Annotated in this window: 16 protein-coding genes; 11 read left to right on the top strand and 5 right to left on the bottom strand. The window is 71.2% G+C overall.

Annotated elements, in window-relative coordinates; genetic code table 11:
* Entirely contained in the window at positions 1-906 is a 906-nt protein-coding gene (locus ACFY0T_RS04995; protein ID WP_388864625.1) for a ribonuclease Z, read from the top strand.
* 126 nt (positions 907-1,032) lie between these two features.
* A complete protein-coding gene (locus ACFY0T_RS04990) occupies positions 1,033-2,025 on the top strand; it encodes an adenosine deaminase (protein WP_388864623.1) in 993 nt (330 codons plus the stop codon).
* Positions 2,026-2,028: 3 nt separating this feature from the next.
* On the opposite strand, the gene ACFY0T_RS04985 is transcribed toward ACFY0T_RS04990, so the two are convergent.
* A complete protein-coding gene (locus ACFY0T_RS04985; RefSeq protein WP_388864622.1) occupies positions 2,029-3,273 on the bottom strand; it encodes an MFS transporter in 1,245 nt (414 codons plus the stop codon).
* A 366-nt stretch (positions 3,274-3,639) separates the two neighbouring features.
* Between ACFY0T_RS04985 and ACFY0T_RS04980 the strand changes: the two genes are divergently transcribed.
* The 6 genes from ACFY0T_RS04980 to ACFY0T_RS04955 all read left to right on the top strand — a co-directional run bounded on the left by ACFY0T_RS04980 (position 3,640) and on the right by ACFY0T_RS04955 (position 8,766).
* Complete coding sequence (locus ACFY0T_RS04980; protein ID WP_388864621.1) at positions 3,640-4,749, top strand: carbohydrate kinase family protein; 1,110 nt, start codon at positions 3,640-3,642, stop codon at positions 4,747-4,749.
* 270 nt (positions 4,750-5,019) lie between these two features.
* Positions 5,020-6,087 carry a PhoH family protein gene (locus ACFY0T_RS04975; protein ID WP_388864619.1) on the top strand — a complete coding sequence of 356 codons (1,068 nt, stop codon included), beginning with the start codon at positions 5,020-5,022 and terminating at the stop codon, positions 6,085-6,087.
* A gap of 12 nt (positions 6,088-6,099) precedes the next feature.
* The gene (gene ybeY, locus ACFY0T_RS04970; RefSeq protein ID WP_189185145.1) at positions 6,100-6,597 is read left to right on the top strand and encodes an rRNA maturation RNase YbeY; all 498 of its coding nucleotides are present in this window, start codon (positions 6,100-6,102) and stop codon (positions 6,595-6,597) included.
* Positions 6,594-7,898, top strand: a complete 1,305-nt coding sequence (locus ACFY0T_RS04965) for a hemolysin family protein (RefSeq protein ID WP_388864617.1) — start codon at positions 6,594-6,596, stop codon at positions 7,896-7,898. The genes ybeY and ACFY0T_RS04965 overlap by 4 nt, the downstream gene beginning before the upstream one ends.
* A complete protein-coding gene (locus tag ACFY0T_RS04960) occupies positions 7,895-8,254 on the top strand; it encodes an MmcQ/YjbR family DNA-binding protein (protein ID WP_388864615.1) in 360 nt (119 codons plus the stop codon). Before ACFY0T_RS04965 ends, ACFY0T_RS04960 begins: the two co-directional genes overlap by 4 nt.
* 158 nt (positions 8,255-8,412) lie before the next feature.
* Complete coding sequence (locus ACFY0T_RS04955) at positions 8,413-8,766, top strand: cytidine deaminase (RefSeq protein WP_388864613.1); 354 nt, start codon at positions 8,413-8,415, stop codon at positions 8,764-8,766.
* A 263-nt stretch (positions 8,767-9,029) separates the two neighbouring features.
* On the opposite strand, the gene ACFY0T_RS04950 is transcribed toward ACFY0T_RS04955, so the two are convergent.
* Positions 9,030-9,593 (bottom strand): DinB family protein, encoded by a 564-nt coding sequence (locus ACFY0T_RS04950; RefSeq protein WP_388864611.1) that lies wholly within the window; start codon positions 9,591-9,593, stop codon positions 9,030-9,032.
* A 145-nt stretch (positions 9,594-9,738) separates the two neighbouring features.
* Positions 9,739-10,698, bottom strand: a complete 960-nt coding sequence (era, locus tag ACFY0T_RS04945) for a GTPase Era (RefSeq protein ID WP_388864609.1) — start codon at positions 10,696-10,698, stop codon at positions 9,739-9,741.
* A gap of 176 nt (positions 10,699-10,874) precedes the next feature.
* Between era and ACFY0T_RS04940 the strand changes: the two genes are divergently transcribed.
* Positions 10,875-12,191, top strand: coding sequence for an ammonium transporter (locus tag ACFY0T_RS04940; protein WP_388864608.1), 1,317 nt, complete (start codon positions 10,875-10,877; stop codon positions 12,189-12,191).
* Positions 12,188-12,526: a P-II family nitrogen regulator gene (locus tag ACFY0T_RS04935; protein WP_388864606.1), complete on the top strand. Its 339-nt coding sequence runs from the start codon at positions 12,188-12,190 to the stop codon at positions 12,524-12,526. The genes ACFY0T_RS04940 and ACFY0T_RS04935 overlap by 4 nt, the downstream gene beginning before the upstream one ends.
* 359 nt (positions 12,527-12,885) lie before the next feature.
* Here ACFY0T_RS04935 and ACFY0T_RS04930 read toward each other — a convergent pair whose 3' ends face one another.
* A complete protein-coding gene (locus tag ACFY0T_RS04930; RefSeq protein WP_388864604.1) occupies positions 12,886-13,362 on the bottom strand; it encodes a hypothetical protein in 477 nt (158 codons plus the stop codon).
* Positions 13,363-13,805: 443 nt separating this feature from the next.
* A complete protein-coding gene (locus ACFY0T_RS04925; RefSeq protein WP_388864603.1) occupies positions 13,806-14,648 on the bottom strand; it encodes a helix-turn-helix transcriptional regulator in 843 nt (280 codons plus the stop codon).
* Between the two features lie 119 nt (positions 14,649-14,767).
* On the opposite strand from ACFY0T_RS04925, the gene ACFY0T_RS04920 reads away from it, so the two are divergent.
* Positions 14,768-15,625 carry an NAD-dependent epimerase/dehydratase family protein gene (locus ACFY0T_RS04920; RefSeq protein ID WP_388864601.1) on the top strand — a complete coding sequence of 286 codons (858 nt, stop codon included), beginning with the start codon at positions 14,768-14,770 and terminating at the stop codon, positions 15,623-15,625.
* Positions 15,626-15,649: the final 24 nt, after the last annotated feature.

Genomic DNA, 15,649 nt, shown 5'->3' with positions numbered 1-15,649 from the left:
TTGTCCGTACGTGAATTGGTGGTCCTCGGCACCGCCAGCCAGGTCCCGACCCGGCACCGCAACCACAACGGCTATCTGCTGCGGTGGGACGGCGAGGGACTGCTCTTCGATCCCGGCGAGGGCACGCAGCGCCAGATGCTGCGTGCCGGGGTCGCCGCGCACGACCTGCACCGCATCTGTGTCACCCACTTCCACGGGGACCATGCGCTCGGGCTCGCCGGAGTGATCCAGCGCATCAACCTCGACCGCGTACCGCACGCGGTGACCGCCCACTATCCGCGCTCGGGGCAGCGGTTCTTCGACCGGCTGCGGTACGCGACCGCCTACCGCGAGACCGTCGCGCTGAGGGAAGCGCCGGTCGAGGTGAACGGCGTGCTCGCCACCACGCCCTCGTACACCTTGGAAGCCCGAAGGCTCTCCCACCCCGTGGAGTCGTTCGGGTACCGGCTGGTCGAGCCGGACGGGCGGCGGATACTGCCGGAGCGGCTCGCCGAGCGGGGCATCAAGGGACCCGACGTCGGACGCCTGCAGCGGGAGGGCTCGCTGCACGGGGTGTCCCTCGAGGATGTCAGCGAGGTGCGGCGCGGGCAGCGGTTCGCGTTCGTCATGGACACCCGGATGTGCGAGGGGGTGCACGCGCTCGCCGAAGCGTGCGACCTGCTCGTCATCGAGTCGACGTTCCTCGACGAGGACATGCAACTCGCCATCGAACACGGTCACTTGACGGCCGGTCAGGCGGGGCGCGTGGCGAAGGAGGCCGGGGTACGGCATCTCGTGCTCACCCACTTCAGCCAGCGCTACTCCGAGCCCGACGAGTTCGAGCGGCAGGCGCGGGCCGCGGGGTTCGCGGGGGAGCTGACGGTGGCGCACGATCTGGTGCGGGTGCCGGTTCCCAAGCGCCGGTGAGGGTGCTCCGGGTGTGGGGTGCGAAACGCCGGTGACAGTGCTTCGGGTGCGGGTCGCGAAGCGCCGGTGACAGTGCCCGGGGTGCCGATTCCGGAGTGCCCGGGACAACGACCGTACGATGCTTTGATGCCCCTCCCCAAAGCAGAACTGCACCTGCACATCGAAGGCACCCTCGAGCCCGAGCTGGCCTTCGCGCTCGCCGCGCGCAACGGCGTGACGCTGCCGTACGCGGACACCGAAGAGCTGCGCAAGGCGTATCTCTTCGACGATCTCCAGTCGTTCCTGAACTTGTACTACGAGCTCATGGCCGTACTGCGGACGGAACAGGACTTCGCCGACCTGGCCGACGCCTACCTGGCGCGGGCCGCCGCGCAGGGCGTGCGGCACGCGGAGATCTTCTTCGATCCGCAGGCCCACATCGCCCGTGGGGTGGCGATGGGGACGGTCGTCGAGGGACTGTCCAGGGCGCTGGTTCGCAGTGAAGAGACGCACGGCATCTCCACGCAGCTGATCATGTGCTTCCTGCGGGACGAGTCCGCCGAGTCGGCGATGGAGACGCTGGAGGCCGCGAAGCCGTACCTCGACCGGATCGTCGGCATCGGCCTCGACTCCGCCGAGGTCGGGCACCCGCCGGTCAAGTTCCGCGCGGTGTACGAGGCCGCCGCCGCGCTCGGTCTGCGGCGCGTCGCGCACGCGGGCGAGGAGGGCCCGCCCGCGTACATCACCGAGGCGCTGGACGTGCTCGGCGTCGAGCGCATCGACCACGGGCTGCGCTGCATGGAGGACCCCGAGCTCGTCGAGCGGCTGGTACGGGACCGGGTGCCGCTGACGCTGTGCCCGCTGTCGAACGTACGGCTGCGCGCCGTGGACGTCCTGGAGGACCACCCGCTGCCCGCCATGTTGGACGCCGGACTGCTGTGCACCGTCAACTCCGACGATCCCGCGTACTTCGGGGGCTATATCGGCGACACCTTCCACGCCGTGCACGAGGCGCTGGGGCTGGATCGGGAACGGATGCGGGAACTGGCGCGCAACTCGTTCGAGGCGTCCTTCCTGGAGCAGGACGAGGAGCGGCGGGCCCGCTACATCGCCGAGGTCGAGGCGTACGAGTTCGGGTAGCCGTCAGCCGGTTCCGGACCCCGGTGTGGCCGCTGCCGCCTGCCGGGGTCCCGCCATGTCGTACCCCGTCCGCTGAGCGGGCACGGCCTCCAGCGGGATCTCGACGACCGGGTGTTCCAGTGCGGTGGCGCGCCTCGGGCGGAGCGCCACGGCCGTCATCGGGACGGTGACCAGGAGCAGGCCGAGCGCCAGGAGCGCGCCCATCGCCGGGAAACCCGCCCGCGCGGAGAGCAGACTGCCGATGAGCGGGCCGCACGCCGTGCCCAGCGAGGAGGCCGAGCCGACGAGCACCGCCCACCGCCCGCGCGGGTCCAGGGAGGCGGCGAGGCCGATCACGTACGAGAGCACGACCGGGTAGAGCGTGTTCCAGGCGATCTCGCCCGTCGCGAAGGTCGACAGGTCGGTCGCCGCCGCGCTGAGCGCGATGCAGCCGGCGATCAGTGCCGTGCCCGCGCCGATCGGCAGCGCCCGACCGAGCCGCGGGCCCAGCACGCCCGCGCCGATCACCCCCAGCAGCCCCGCGCCGAGCGCCACCGCGAAGACCGCGCCGACGGTCACCTCCGTCAGCCCCGCCTGCGTCACGCCGATGCGGCCGCTGACGCCCCAGAGGGAGTTCTGGGCCAGGGACCAGAAGAACAGGGCGGCGGCGAGGACGAGGCCGGAGCGGAGATGGGGGAGCGGGGTGGCGGTGCGGAGCGTCTGGGGCGTGGGGGCGCGGGTGGGGAGGCGGCCGGCCAGGGGCAGCACCAGCAGTGCCGTGCAGGCGATCGCGGCGAGGGGGAGGCCGTGCGCCGGGCCCAGGTGGGGGATCGTCAGATACAGCGCGCCCGCGAGGGCGGAGACGCCGAGCAGACCCAGGGTGGTGGTGCGGTGCGGGTCGCGCTGGGCGGCGATGCCGGTCGCGGCGACCGTGGTGGCCGCACCGGAGCCGAAGCCGCCGACGATGGCGCCGGCGATGACCAGGGGGAGGGTCGACGTGAGGGCGGCGGTGCCGTAGCCGGCGGCCGCGAGGAGCAGGCCCGTGCGGGCGAGCCTGCGGGGGCCGAAGCGGTCGACACGGGAGGCGAGCAGGAAGCCCGCCGTAGCCGAACTCAGCAGCAGCGCGCTGCCGATGGCGCCGGCCTGTGTGGCCGAGAGCGGGAGACCCGTGTCCAGTCGGCCGACGGTGGTCGGCAGCAGATACGCGGCGAGATACCCGGCCGTGAAAAGGGCGACGAGGGGCCAGGGCGTGGTGGTGCGGGCGAACACGGGCGTTCCCAGGGCATGCGAAAGAAGCGGCTCAAGAAGGGGATTGGGCGGCTGTCGACGGACAGGAACGCGCGGGCAATTTGTATCAAGGGGGTGGGGGTGCGAAGAAGGTGGGGCGGTGTGATGTGGGGCACCTTTTGTTTGGGGTGGGGATGTGGGGGTAAGGGAGGCCGCTTTGCCTGCTGTTACCCCGGGCCGCTCAAGGGGCGCGGGGAACTGCGCAATCCTTTGGCGGGTATCTGGGGGCGGAGCCCCGAAGGAGGGGACGGGCAGGGGCGGCGGGGGCGAAAACAGCCTTGACCGACGGTGTCCGGCGGGCCGTGTGGTGCACACTGGCCAGATCCGCACCACGTCAGGGAGCGCACCGTGATCGCGTCCAACGGAGAGCGACCGTTCAGCCAGGCCCACGTCGACCCGCTCGCCGGGCTGCGCACCCCCCAGGACCCGCCCTGGGACGTCTATCTCACGGGCACGGTCTTCCTGGACATCATCTTCACGGGGCTTGATTCCGCCCCCGTACGCGGGACGGAGTCCTGGGCACGGGGGATGGGTTCCAGCCCCGGCGGAGTCGCCAACATGGCGACCGCGCTGGCGCGGCTGGGGCTGAGGACCTCCCTCGCGGCGGCCTTCGGTGACGACCATTACGGGGAGTACTGCTGGGACGCCCTGGAGCAGGGCGAGGGCATCGACCTCACCACGTCGCGCACGGTGCCCGGCTGGCACTCCCCGGTCACCGTGTCGATGGCGTACGAGGGCGAGCGCACGATGGTCAGCCACGGGCACGAACCGCCGCCGGAGGAACCGGCGCCGGACTGCCCGCCCCCCGCGCGTGCCGCCGTCGCCTCGCTGACGCCGGGCACGCGCGCGCCGTGGATCGCCCAGGCCGCGAGCCGCGGCACCCGGATCTTCGCGGACGTCGGCTGGGACGACACGGGCCGCTGGGACCTGGCGGGTCTCGCCGATCTCGAACACTGCGAGGCGTTCCTGCCGAACGCGGAGGAGGCCAAGCGCTACACCGGCGCCGACTGCCCGCGCGCGGCGGCGCAGGCGCTGACCGAGTACGTACCGGTGGCGGTCGTCACCCTCGGTTCCGAGGGCGCGTACGCCGTGGACGGCCGGACCGGAGAGACCGCCGAGGTTCCGGCGATCGCCGTCGAGGCCATGGACCCCACCGGCGCCGGTGACGTCTTCGTCGCCGGGTTCGTGACCGGCACGCTCGCCGACTGGCCGCTCGCCGACCGGCTCGCCTTCGCTGGGCTGACCGCCGCGCTGTCCGTCCAGGAGTTCGGCGGGTCGCTGTCCGCGCCCGGCTGGTCCGAGATCGCCGCCTGGTGGCGCCGCGTCCAGTCGGTCGACGACCAGGATCCGACGGCCCTGCGGCGCTACGCCTTCCTGGAGGGCCTGTTGCCGGAGGTGACCCGCCCGTGGCCGCTGCGCCGGGCGGTGCCGACGATCGGGTTCGGCCGCTCCGCGTGACGCGAGGAGGCGCGGCGTGATGCCGAGGGCGCGCCGTGTGACGCGACGGCGCTCCGTGTGACGCGAGGAGGCGCGGCGTGATGCCGAGGGCGCGCCGCGAGACGCGACGGCGCTCCGCGTGAGGTGCGGACGCGCCGTGTGAGGTTCCGCGTGCGGTGCGGAAAAGACCTACGGCTCTGTCAGTGCGGCGACGTACGCTTGGAATCGCAAGGCTGCCCCCGTGGCAGGCTGCCGCATCGAGGAGGATACGCAGGCCTACAGAGCCGGCCCATGACTCAGACACCCACAGCTCACACCCCCGCGCAGGGACAGGCGAGAGCGCAGTTCACCGTTCCGGCCGCGCACCCCATGGTGACCGTGCTGGGCTCCGGCGACTCCCTCCTGCGCGTGATCGAGAAGGCCTTCCCGGCGGCCGACATCCACGTCCGGGGCAATGAGATCAGTGCGGTCGGCGACGCCGGTGAAGTCGCCCTCGTCCAGCGCCTGTTCGACGAGATGATGCTGGTGCTCCGCACGGGGCAGCCGATGACGGAGGACGCAGTGGAACGCTCGATCGCCATGCTCAGGGCGAGCGAGAACGGGGAGGGCGACGGCCAGGAGACCCCGGCCGAGGTGCTCACGCAGAACATCCTGTCCTCGCGCGGCCGCACCATCCGCCCCAAGACGCTCAACCAGAAGCGGTACGTCGACGCCATCGACAAGCACACCATCGTCTTCGGCATCGGCCCCGCCGGTACTGGCAAGACGTACCTCGCGATGGCGAAGGCGGTCCAGGCGCTTCAGTCCAAGCAGGTCAACCGGATCATCCTGACCCGGCCGGCGGTCGAGGCGGGGGAGCGGCTGGGATTCCTCCCGGGCACCCTCTACGAGAAGATCGACCCCTACCTGCGCCCGCTCTACGACGCGCTGCACGACATGCTCGACCCGGATTCGATCCCCCGGCTGATGGCGGCGGGCACCATCGAGGTCGCCCCCCTCGCCTACATGCGCGGCCGCACCCTGAACGACGCTTTCATCATCCTGGACGAAGCCCAGAACACGAGCGCCGAACAGATGAAGATGTTCCTCACCCGCCTCGGCTTCGACTCGAAGATCGTGGTCACGGGTGACGTGACGCAGGTCGACCTTCCGAACGGGACGAAGTCGGGTCTGCGCCAGGTCCAGGACATCCTGGAGGGCGTCGACGACGTCCACTTCTCGCGGCTCACGTCCCACGATGTCGTACGGCACAAGCTGGTCGGCCGTATCGTCGACGCGTACGAGAAGTACGACATCGAGAACGGCACCGAGAACGGCTCCCACAAGAGCCGCGGCAAAGCCGGACACAAGGGGAAGTAGACCAGCACGACCATGTCGATCGACGTCAACAACGAGTCCGGAACCGAGGTCGACGAGCAGGCGATCCTCGACATCGCCCGCTACGCGCTCGCGCGGATGCGTATCCACCCGCTCTCCGAGCTCTCGGTGATCGTCGTGGACGCCGACGCCATGGAGCAGCTGCACATCCAGTGGATGGACCTGCCGGGGCCGACGGATGTCATGTCCTTTCCCATGGACGAGCTGCGTCCGCCGTCGAAGGACGACGACGAGCCGCCGCAGGGCCTGCTCGGCGACATCGTGCTCTGCCCGGAGGTCGCCGAGCGGCAGGGCAAGGAAGCCGCGACGCAGCACTCCATGGACGAGGAGCTCCAGCTCCTCACCGTCCACGGAGTGCTGCACCTGCTGGGCTACGACCACGAGGAAGCGGACGAGAAGGCCGAGATGTTCGGTCTGCAGGCCGCCATCGTGGACGGCTGGCGCGCGGAGAAGGGCATGACGGGCCCCTCGCCGGCGCCGACCGTGTCATGAGCCCCCAACTCGTCATCGGCGCCGTCCTGCTGGTCGTCGTGGCCTGGCTCGCCGCCTGCGCGGAGGCGGGCCTCGCGCGCGTCTCCAGCTTCCGCGCGGAGGAGGCCGTACGCAGCGGCCGGCGCGGCAGCGCCAAGCTCGCCCAGGTCGCCGCCGACCCGACCCGCTACCTCAACGTGGCACTGCTGGTGCGCGTCGCCTGTGAGATGGCGGCCGCCGCGCTCGTCACCTACGCCTGCCTGAAGGAGTTCGACCGGACCTGGGAGGCCCTCGCGGTCGCCATCGGCGTCATGGTCCTCGTCTCGTATGTGGCCGTGGGTGTCTCGCCGCGCACCATCGGCCGCCAGCACCCGCTGAACACGGCGACGGCGGCGGCGTACGTGCTGCTGCCGCTGGCGCGGGTCATGGGCCCGATCCCGCCCCTGCTCATCCTCATCGGCAACGCGCTCACGCCCGGCAAGGGCTTCAGGCGCGGCCCGTTCGCCTCCGAGGCCGAGCTGCGCGCGCTGGTCGACCTCGCGGAGAAGGAGTCCCTCATCGAGGACGAGGAGCGCCGTATGGTGCACTCCGTCTTCGAGCTGGGCGACACCCTCGTACGCGAGGTGATGGTGCCCCGTACCGACCTCGTCGCCATCGAGCGCTACAAGACCATCCGGCAGGCGCTGACCCTGGCGTTGCGGTCCGGCTTCTCGCGCATCCCCGTCACCGGGGAGAACGAGGACGACGTCGTCGGGATCGTGTATCTGAAGGACCTGGCCCGCAAGACGCACATCAGCCGCGACGCCGAGTCCGAGCTGGTGTCGACGGCCATGCGGCCCGCCAGCTTCGTGCCCGACACCAAGAACGCGGGCGATCTGCTGCGCGAGATGCAGCAGGAGCGCAACCACGTCGCCGTCGTCATCGACGAGTACGGCGGCACGGCCGGCATCGTCACCATCGAGGACATCCTCGAGGAGATCGTCGGCGAGATCACCGACGAGTACGACCGCGAGCTGCCACCGATCCAGGAGCTCGGCGACGACCGCTACCGCGTCACCGCCCGCCTCGACATCGGCGACCTCGGCGAGCTGTACGGCTTCGAGGCGTACGACGACGAGGACGTGGAGACGGTCGGCGGACTGCTCGCCAAGGCGCTCGGACGGGTCCCGATCGCCGCGGCCTCCTCGGTGGTCGAGCTGCCCGACGGGCGCGAACTGCGGCTGACCGCGGAGGCCGCGGCCGGGCGCCGGAACAAGATCGTCACCGTGCTCGTCGAGCCGGTCGGCCCGGTCGACCCCCCCGAGGAGGAGAAGCCGGAGTGACCCCGCAGCAGCTGCGCACTTTCTGCCTGTCCTTCAACGCGACCGTCGAGGACTTCCCCTTCGCCCCGGAGATCTCGGTCTTCAAGGTGCTGGGCAAGCTCTTCGCGCTCACGCGCCTGGACGCCCGCCCCCTCACGGTCAACCTCAAGTGCGACCCGGAGGACGCGGTCCGGCTGCGCGGCGAGTACCCGGGGCTGGTCATCCCCGGCTACCACATGAACAAGCGGCACTGGAACACGGTGACGGTCGACGGCGAGCTCCCGGACCGGCTGGTCCGGGAGCTCATCGAGGATTCGTACGATCTCGTCGTCGCCGGTCTGCCGAAGGCCGAGCGCCTCCGCCTCGACCGTCCCTGAGGCCTCAGTTCCCGACCGTCCCCGCACCGCGTCGGCCGAGTCCCACCGCGACCAGTACCGCCGCCGCCAGGACGATGTATCCGGTGGCCGGGTAGCCGCCTGCCGGTTTGCCGCGTACCGCTGCGCGGAGCCGGAGTGGTGCTTCGTATGCTCAGGGCATGACCGACAGCAGCGCGCTTGACCCCGAGGACCGCAAGATCGTCACCCTGGCCCGCTCCGCGCGGGCGCGCAACGGTGTGCCCGAGGGGGCGGCCGTACGGGATGAGACGGGCCGTACGTATGTGGCGGGGACCGTGGCCTTGGAGTCGCTGCGGTTGAGTGCGTTGCAGACGGCGGTGGCCATGGCGGTGGCGTCGGGGGCGAAGTCCCTGGAGGCGGCGGCGGTGGTGTCCGAGGCGGAGGCCGTGTCCGCGGAGGACCGCGCGGCGGTACGGGACCTCGGCGGGGCCGAGACGCCGGTGCTCCTCGCGGGGCCCGACGGGACGGTCCACGCCGTGGTCACCGCGGGCTGAGGCCCCAGCGGGTTTCGCCCCCTCCGCCCCTACCCGTCCCCTACCTGGGGGGGGCTGCCGCCCCCCAGACCCCCCGCATCGGCCTTGACGGCCTCGTCCTCAAACGCCGGACGGGCTGTGGGGTGCCGGGCGGGGGGGGGTGATGGTGCGCCGTGGGTGGGTGGGATCCGGCCTGCGGGCTCGTTCTCGGGGGCGGCGGGTGGGCTGGATGGTGCCGGGCGGGGTGAATTGGTGCCCGCCCGGGGGTGTAAAAGGGGGCGCTGTCAGCGTGGGGGGTCCTCGCCCACCAAGCCGTCCACCGACTCCCGGATGAGGTCGGCGTGGCCGACGTGTCGTGCGTACTCCTCGATCAGGTCGATGAGGATGCGGCGCAGGCTGGGTGACCGGCCGTCGGGCCACTTGCGGTCGGCCGGGCGGTCCAGGCCGCCGTCGGCCAGGGCCTCGGCGACCAGGGTGCGGGAACGGGCCACGGTGTCCCGCCACAGCGCGAAGACCTGCTCGGGGGCCTCCTCGGCGGCCAGGCGCCAGTCCCACTCGGGGTCGGTGTCCCAGTCCGCCATGTCGAACGGAGGACTGGGCTCGCGCCCGAACAGCCGCCCCGAGAAGTAGTCGTCCTCGACATGGGCCAGGTGCTTGAGCAGCCCGCCCAGGGTGATCGACGAAACGCCGACCGTGGCCCTCAGCCCGGCCGCGTCCAGCCCCCCGCACTTCCACGCCAAGGTCGCGCGCTGCCGCTCCAGGGAGCCCAGCAGGGTGGCGGTCTCGTCCCCCGCGACGGGAGGCTCCGGATGCTGCACGTACTCATCCACCTCATCCACGTTGGTCATGGGCGGGAGTGTAACGACGCCCTCTGACAACCTCCTTGGCCTGTCCGGCACTTGAGGACAAGGCCGTTCAGGCCAAGAAGCGGGGCTCTGGGGGCGGAGCCCCCGGGGACGGGAAGGGTAGGGGCGGAGGGGGCGGAATACCGTCTCAGAAGCCCAGCTTGCGCAGCTGCCGGGGATCCCGCTGCCAGTCCTTGGCGACCTTCACGTGGAGGTCGAGGAAGACCGGCGTACCCAGCAGTGCCTCGATCTGCTTGCGGGACTTGATGCCGACGTCCTTCAGGCGCTTGCCCTTGGGGCCGATGATGATGCCCTTCTGGCTGGGCCGCTCGATGTAGACGAAGGCGTGGATGTCGAGGAGCGGCTTGTCGGCGGGACGGCCCTCGCGGGGCAGCATTTCCTCGACCACGACGGCGATGGAGTGCGGCAGCTCGTCGCGGACGCCTTCGAGCGCGGCCTCGCGGATCAGCTCCGCGATCATGACCTGCTCGGGCTCGTCGGTGAGATCGCCCTCGGGGTAGAGGGCCGGGCCCTCCGGCAGCAGCGGGACGATCAGGTCGGCCAGCAGGTCCACCTGCTTGTCGCCGACCGCCGACACCGGCACGATCTCCGCCCACTCGAACCCGAGTTCCTTGCCGAGCTGGTCGATCGCGATGAGCTGCTCGGCGAGCGTCTTGCTGTCCACGAGGTCGGTCTTCGTGACGATCGCGATCTTCGGCGTCTTCTTGATGGACGCCAGTTCCTTCGCGATGAAACGGTCACCGGGACCGAGCTTCTCGTTCGCGGGCAGGCAGAAGCCGATCACATCCACCTCGGCCCACGTCGTGCGCACGATGTCGTTGAGCCGCTCGCCGAGCAGCGTGCGCGGCTTGTGCAGCCCCGGGGTGTCCACCAGGATCAGCTGGGCGTCGGGCCGGTGCACGATGCCCCGTACCGTGTGCCGCGTGGTCTGCGGCTGGTTCGCGGTGATGGCCACCTTCTGGCCGACCAGAGCATTCGTAAGGGTGGACTTGCCCGCGTTGGGGCGGCCCACGAAGCAGGCGAAGCCGGCGCGGTGGGTGGCCTCGGACGGCTTGGATGACGGGGTACGAACGCTCATGGCGCCCATTGTCCCTGATCCACAAGCCCCCACTGCACGCCGAGCGCCTCTGGGCGCCCCCGCCGTGCGCGGTGAGCTTCCGGAAACCCCCGCGCAACACGAAACACACCGGAAACGCGGACGTGCACAACCGGAAACGCGGGCCGGTGACTCTCTGACGACGCCCCCGGACCGCTGGAGAGACCGTGACCCTGGCTGCCCCGCACATCGACACCGGTGACACGGCCTGGCTGCTCGCCGCCACCGCGCTCGTCCTCCTGATGACGCCGGGCCTCGCCCTGTTCTACGGCGGGATGGTCCGCACGAAGAGCGTCCTCAACATGCTGATGATGAGCTTCGTGTCGATCGCCCTGGTCACGGTGGTGTGGCTGGCCGCCGGATACTCGCTCGCGTTCGGCGACGACGCCTTCGGCGGGCTGATCGGCGGCCTGAAGCACGCGGGCATGGCGGGCCTCGGCCCGGACAGCGTCCAGGGCACGGTCCCCACCCTCCTCTTCGCCACCTTCCAGCTCACCTTCGCGATCATCACCGCGGCGCTGATCAGCGGTGCGATCGCGGACCGCGCGAAGTTCGGCGCGTGGCTGGTCTTCGTGCCGGTCTGGGCGCTGCTCGTATACGTTCCCGTCACCCACTGGGTGTGGGGCCCGGGCGGCTGGATCCTCGAGAACCTGGGCGCGCTCGACTTCGCGGGCGGTCTGCCGGTCGAGATCACCTCCGGCGCGTCCGGACTCGCGTTGTGCCTGGTCCTCGGCCCGCGCCTCGGCTTCAAGAAGGACGCCATGCGGCCGCACAACCTGCCGATGGTGATGCTGGGCGCGGGACTGCTGTGGTTCGGCTGGTTCGGCTTCAACGCGGGATCCGCGCTGGGTGCCAATGGTCTCGCTGCCGCCGCCTTCCTCAACACCCTCGCCGCCGGCTGCACCGGCCTGCTCGGCTGGCTCTTCGTGGAGCAGAAGCGCGACGGCCACCCGACCACGCTGGGCGCGGCGTCCGGCGCGGTCGCGGGTCTGGTGGCCATCACCCCGTCCTGCGGGTCGGTCTCGCTGCTCGGCGCGCTGGTCGTCGGTCTCGCCGCCGGTGTCGTCTGCTCGTACGCCGTGAGCTGGAAGTTCAAGCTGAACTACGACGACTCGCTGGACGTCGTCGGCGTCCACCTGGTCGGCGGCATCATCGGCACCGTCCTCATCGGCGTCTTCGCGACCGAGTCGATGACCGGTGGCGCCGAGGGGCTCCTGTACGGCGGCGGGCTCGGCCAGCTCGGCAAGCAGCTGGTCGCCGTGGTGGCCGTCGGGGCGTACGCCTTCGCCGTCACATACGGCATCGGGAAGATCATCGACAAGGTGATGGGCTTCCGGGCGAGCGAGGACGAGGAGTACACCGGCCTGGACCTTACGGTGCACGCCGAGAGCGCCTACGATCACGGGGTCCTGGGCCACGGTGCCCCGGTCACGTCGTCCGTCTCCTCCGTCCCCACCGCGCAGAAGGTCAAGACCCAGGAATGAAGCTCATCACCGCGATCGTCAAGCCGTACCGACTCGACGAGGTCAAGACCGCGCTCCAGGAAATCGGCGTGCACGGGCTGACCGTCACGGAGGCCAGTGGGTACGGGCGTCAGCGCGGGCACACCGAGGTGTACCGCGGCGCCGAGTACCAGGTCGATCTCGTCCCCAAGGTCCGTATCGAGGTCGTCGTCGAGGACGCGGACGCCGACGCGGTCATCGACGCGGTGGTCAAGGCCGCGCAGACCGGGAAGATCGGGGACGGGAAGGTGTGGGCGGTGCCGGTGGAGACGGTGGTGCGGGTGCGGACGGGGGAGCGCGGGCCGGACGCGCTCTGAGCCGGCGCCCGGCTGCGGGCAACGGGTGAGCGCCGTTGCTCCCCACTGCCGCTGCCCGCCGACGCCGGCGCTCCCGCTACCGCTGTGGGCAGTCGTCCCGTTGGGCGATGGGGGTCCCCCCTGTTCGAGCGAAGCCGAGAACTTGGGGGAGGGTGGGCACAGCCACCTGTGCCGGGTGCCGTATCGCACCATGGTTCCCCGGCACCGGGGCTGAGGTCGGGGTGGGGGTACGGGGTGCCGCTGTGCCCACCCGTGCCGCCCCTGGCGGCACGCATGCCCACAGCTGGGACGGGTGGGGATGCCGCGCCTGAACCGGTGCCGCTGCGCGCGGGCGGCACCGGTCTGTGTGCGTGGGGGGCCTACTCGAACACGAACGGGCCCGGGGACTGCGGTGCGTCCGCGGTGCAGGTGATGGTGATGCCGAAGACCACCATCTGGAGGGAGCCGCCGTAGGCCTCCAGGCTGTCGCCGGAGGCGACCGTGCCGTCGAGCGGGCCTACGGAGACGCCGCCGCCCGCGGAGATGGCGGGGTTCTTCGTCCCGGAGAACACGGTGGTGCCACCGCTCGCCTTCACCATGGTCAGGGTGGAGCTGATCGAGTCCTGGCCGATGGAGATCGGGGCCGTGATGTCGGTGGAGCTGAGGGTGATGGTCGCGGCCGTGCCGTTCTGGGTGGCCGTGAGGGTGGCCTCGCCGCTGCCGCCGATGCTGCAGGTCGCGTTGATGGTGGCCGTCTGCGGGGTGACGGCCGCGGCGGTCGGCGCGAAGGCCAGGCCGGTCGCGGCGAGTGTGCCGGCGGCTAACGCCGCGGCGGTTCCGAGTCGCTTGGCTCTCATCGGATTCCCTTCCCTTGTACGGGAATTGCCATGTGGGGATGGTGGGACGGTGCCGTCGCCTGCCGCCCTGTCCGGGCACACTGGCTCCTCACCTCTGTGCGCTGGTGAGTGTGCGGGGAGATGTGTACGCGGACCGTCCGCGAGTGGGGTGCGGGGCGCCATGCGGCGGCGTATCTGACGGTCCGTCGGAACGTGCGGTTCCATTGATGCGCGGGTGGCTCACGATTGCAAGGCATGCCGACGCTTTCCTTCAACGGTCATCAAAAGTGGCCGAAGTTGGGCGCCGGGTTGGGTTGTTCGCCCCCTCCGCCCCTACCCGTCCCGTACCTGGGGGCTCCGCCCCCAGACCCCCTGGGTTGTCTTTCTTCTGCGGGTGGGTGGGGGCTTGTCGCGCAGTTCCCCGCGCCCCTTATGGGGCGCTCCTGGGGGCGGAGAAAAGCCTTTCAGGGGCGGCCTGCTGTCGGTGACATGTCCTGGAGGCCCACCACGCGGAGCAGTTGGAGGCGTTCGTGGGACTCGGTGCCGGGGCGGGCCGTGTGGACGATCAGGAGTTGGTTGTCTCCGGAGCTGAGCAGGATTTCGCAGTCCAGGTTGAGCAGCCCGACGGTGGGGTGCAGGAATCTCTTCGTCGAGGCGCGCCGCACAGCCACCTCGTGGGACTGCCAGAGGCCGTCGAACTCCTCGCTCGCCGCGCGGAGTTCCGCCACCAGGCGCGCCGGGGCCGGGTCGTCCGGGCGGGCCGCGGTGACGGCGCGCAGGTTGGCGACATGGGAGCGGGCCAGCTCGGCGTGGTCCTCGGGCGGGAAGAGGGCGCGGGCCCGCGGATCGGTGAAGAAGCGCCGTACGACATTGCGGTCGGTGCCCGCCTCGCCCACCAGGGCCGCCGCCATCGCGTTCTGGGCGAGCACGTCGCCGTAGTCGGTCATGACCTGCGCGGGCGCGTCGTGCAGCCGGTCGAGGATCAGGAGCAGGCCGGGGCGGACGTGGGCCGAGGCGCTCTCGGCGCGCGGTGGTTCCTCGCCCACCAGGTGGAAGAGATGGTCCCGTTCGTCGCCGGTGAGCCGGAGCGCTCGCGCCAGGGCGCCCAGCATCTGCCGTGACGGGCGCGGGCCGCGCGACTGCTCCAGGCGCGTGTAGTAGTCCACGGACATCCCGGTCAGCGCCGCCACCTCCTCGCGGCGCAGGCCCGGCGTACGGCGTCGGGCGCCGGCCGTGAGCCCCACGTCCGAGGGCTCCAGCCGGGCGCGGCTGCGGCGCAGGAAGTCGGCGAGTTCGGCTCGGTTCACCTCTCCAGCCTGGCCGAACCCGCCCGTCTTATCCAGGCACTGCCAGTCCCCGGATCAGGAGGTCTCTCCCGCCGCCGTGAGCGCGGGGAGACGCTGAAGGCCGACGAGAGGAACCCATCATGTTGACGTTGGTGACAGGAACCACCGGTGAGGTCGGCCGCCGCTTCGTACCGCGTCTGCTGCAGCAGACGCCCCCGGGTGACCAGGTACGGGTCCTGGTCCGCGACGAGGCGAAGGCGGCCGCCCTCGCCGACCTCGGCGCCCAGGTCGCGGTCGGTGATCTGCGGGACGCGGAGGCGCTCGGCAAGGCCCTCGCGGGCGCTGACGCGGTGGTGAACATCGCGGCCGCCTTCCGTGGTGTACCCGACGAGGAGGCGTGGGCGGTCAACCGCGACGCCGCGCTGGAGCTGGGCCGCGCGGCCGTGACCTCCGGCGTACGCCGCTTCGTGCAGGTCAGCACGAACCTCGTCTACGGAACGGGCCGCGGCCGCCCCCTCGCCGAGGAGGACCCGACCGTACCCGGCGGCGAGATGTGGGGCGCGTACCCGGCGTCGAAGGGGGAGGCGGAGCGGGGCCTTCTCGCCCTGGAGGGCGGCATGGACGTACGGATCGGGCGTCTCGCCTTCGTCTACGGCGAAGGCGACCCGCATCTCGCCGCGTCGATGCGGTGGGCCGCGCACTGGCCCGCCACCCAGCGCCTCCAGCTGGTCCACCACGCGGATGTCGCGCAGGGCCTGTGCCGCCTGCTGTACGCCCCGGGCGCGGCGGGCGCCATCTACAACATCGCGGACGACGCCCCCGTCACCACTGTCGATCTGCACCAGCTCAACGGTGTCGACATCCCGTCGGCGCTGTACGAGCGCACGGACCCCGATCCCTGGTTCGGGATCGTGTCCACGGCCCGAATCCGACGGGAATTGGGCTACCGCCCGCTGTACCCGTCGGTCTGGACCGCCCAGGACGCGGGCGCGCTGTAAGCAGGTAGCTGCTCAGCCGGCAGT

The organism is Streptomyces sp. NPDC001530 (assembly GCF_042894545.1).
Classification (GTDB): domain Bacteria; phylum Actinomycetota; class Actinomycetes; order Streptomycetales; family Streptomycetaceae; genus Streptomyces.
The sequence above is the reverse complement of the archived record's forward strand: the minus strand, read 5'-3'. Positions and strand labels throughout refer to the sequence as shown.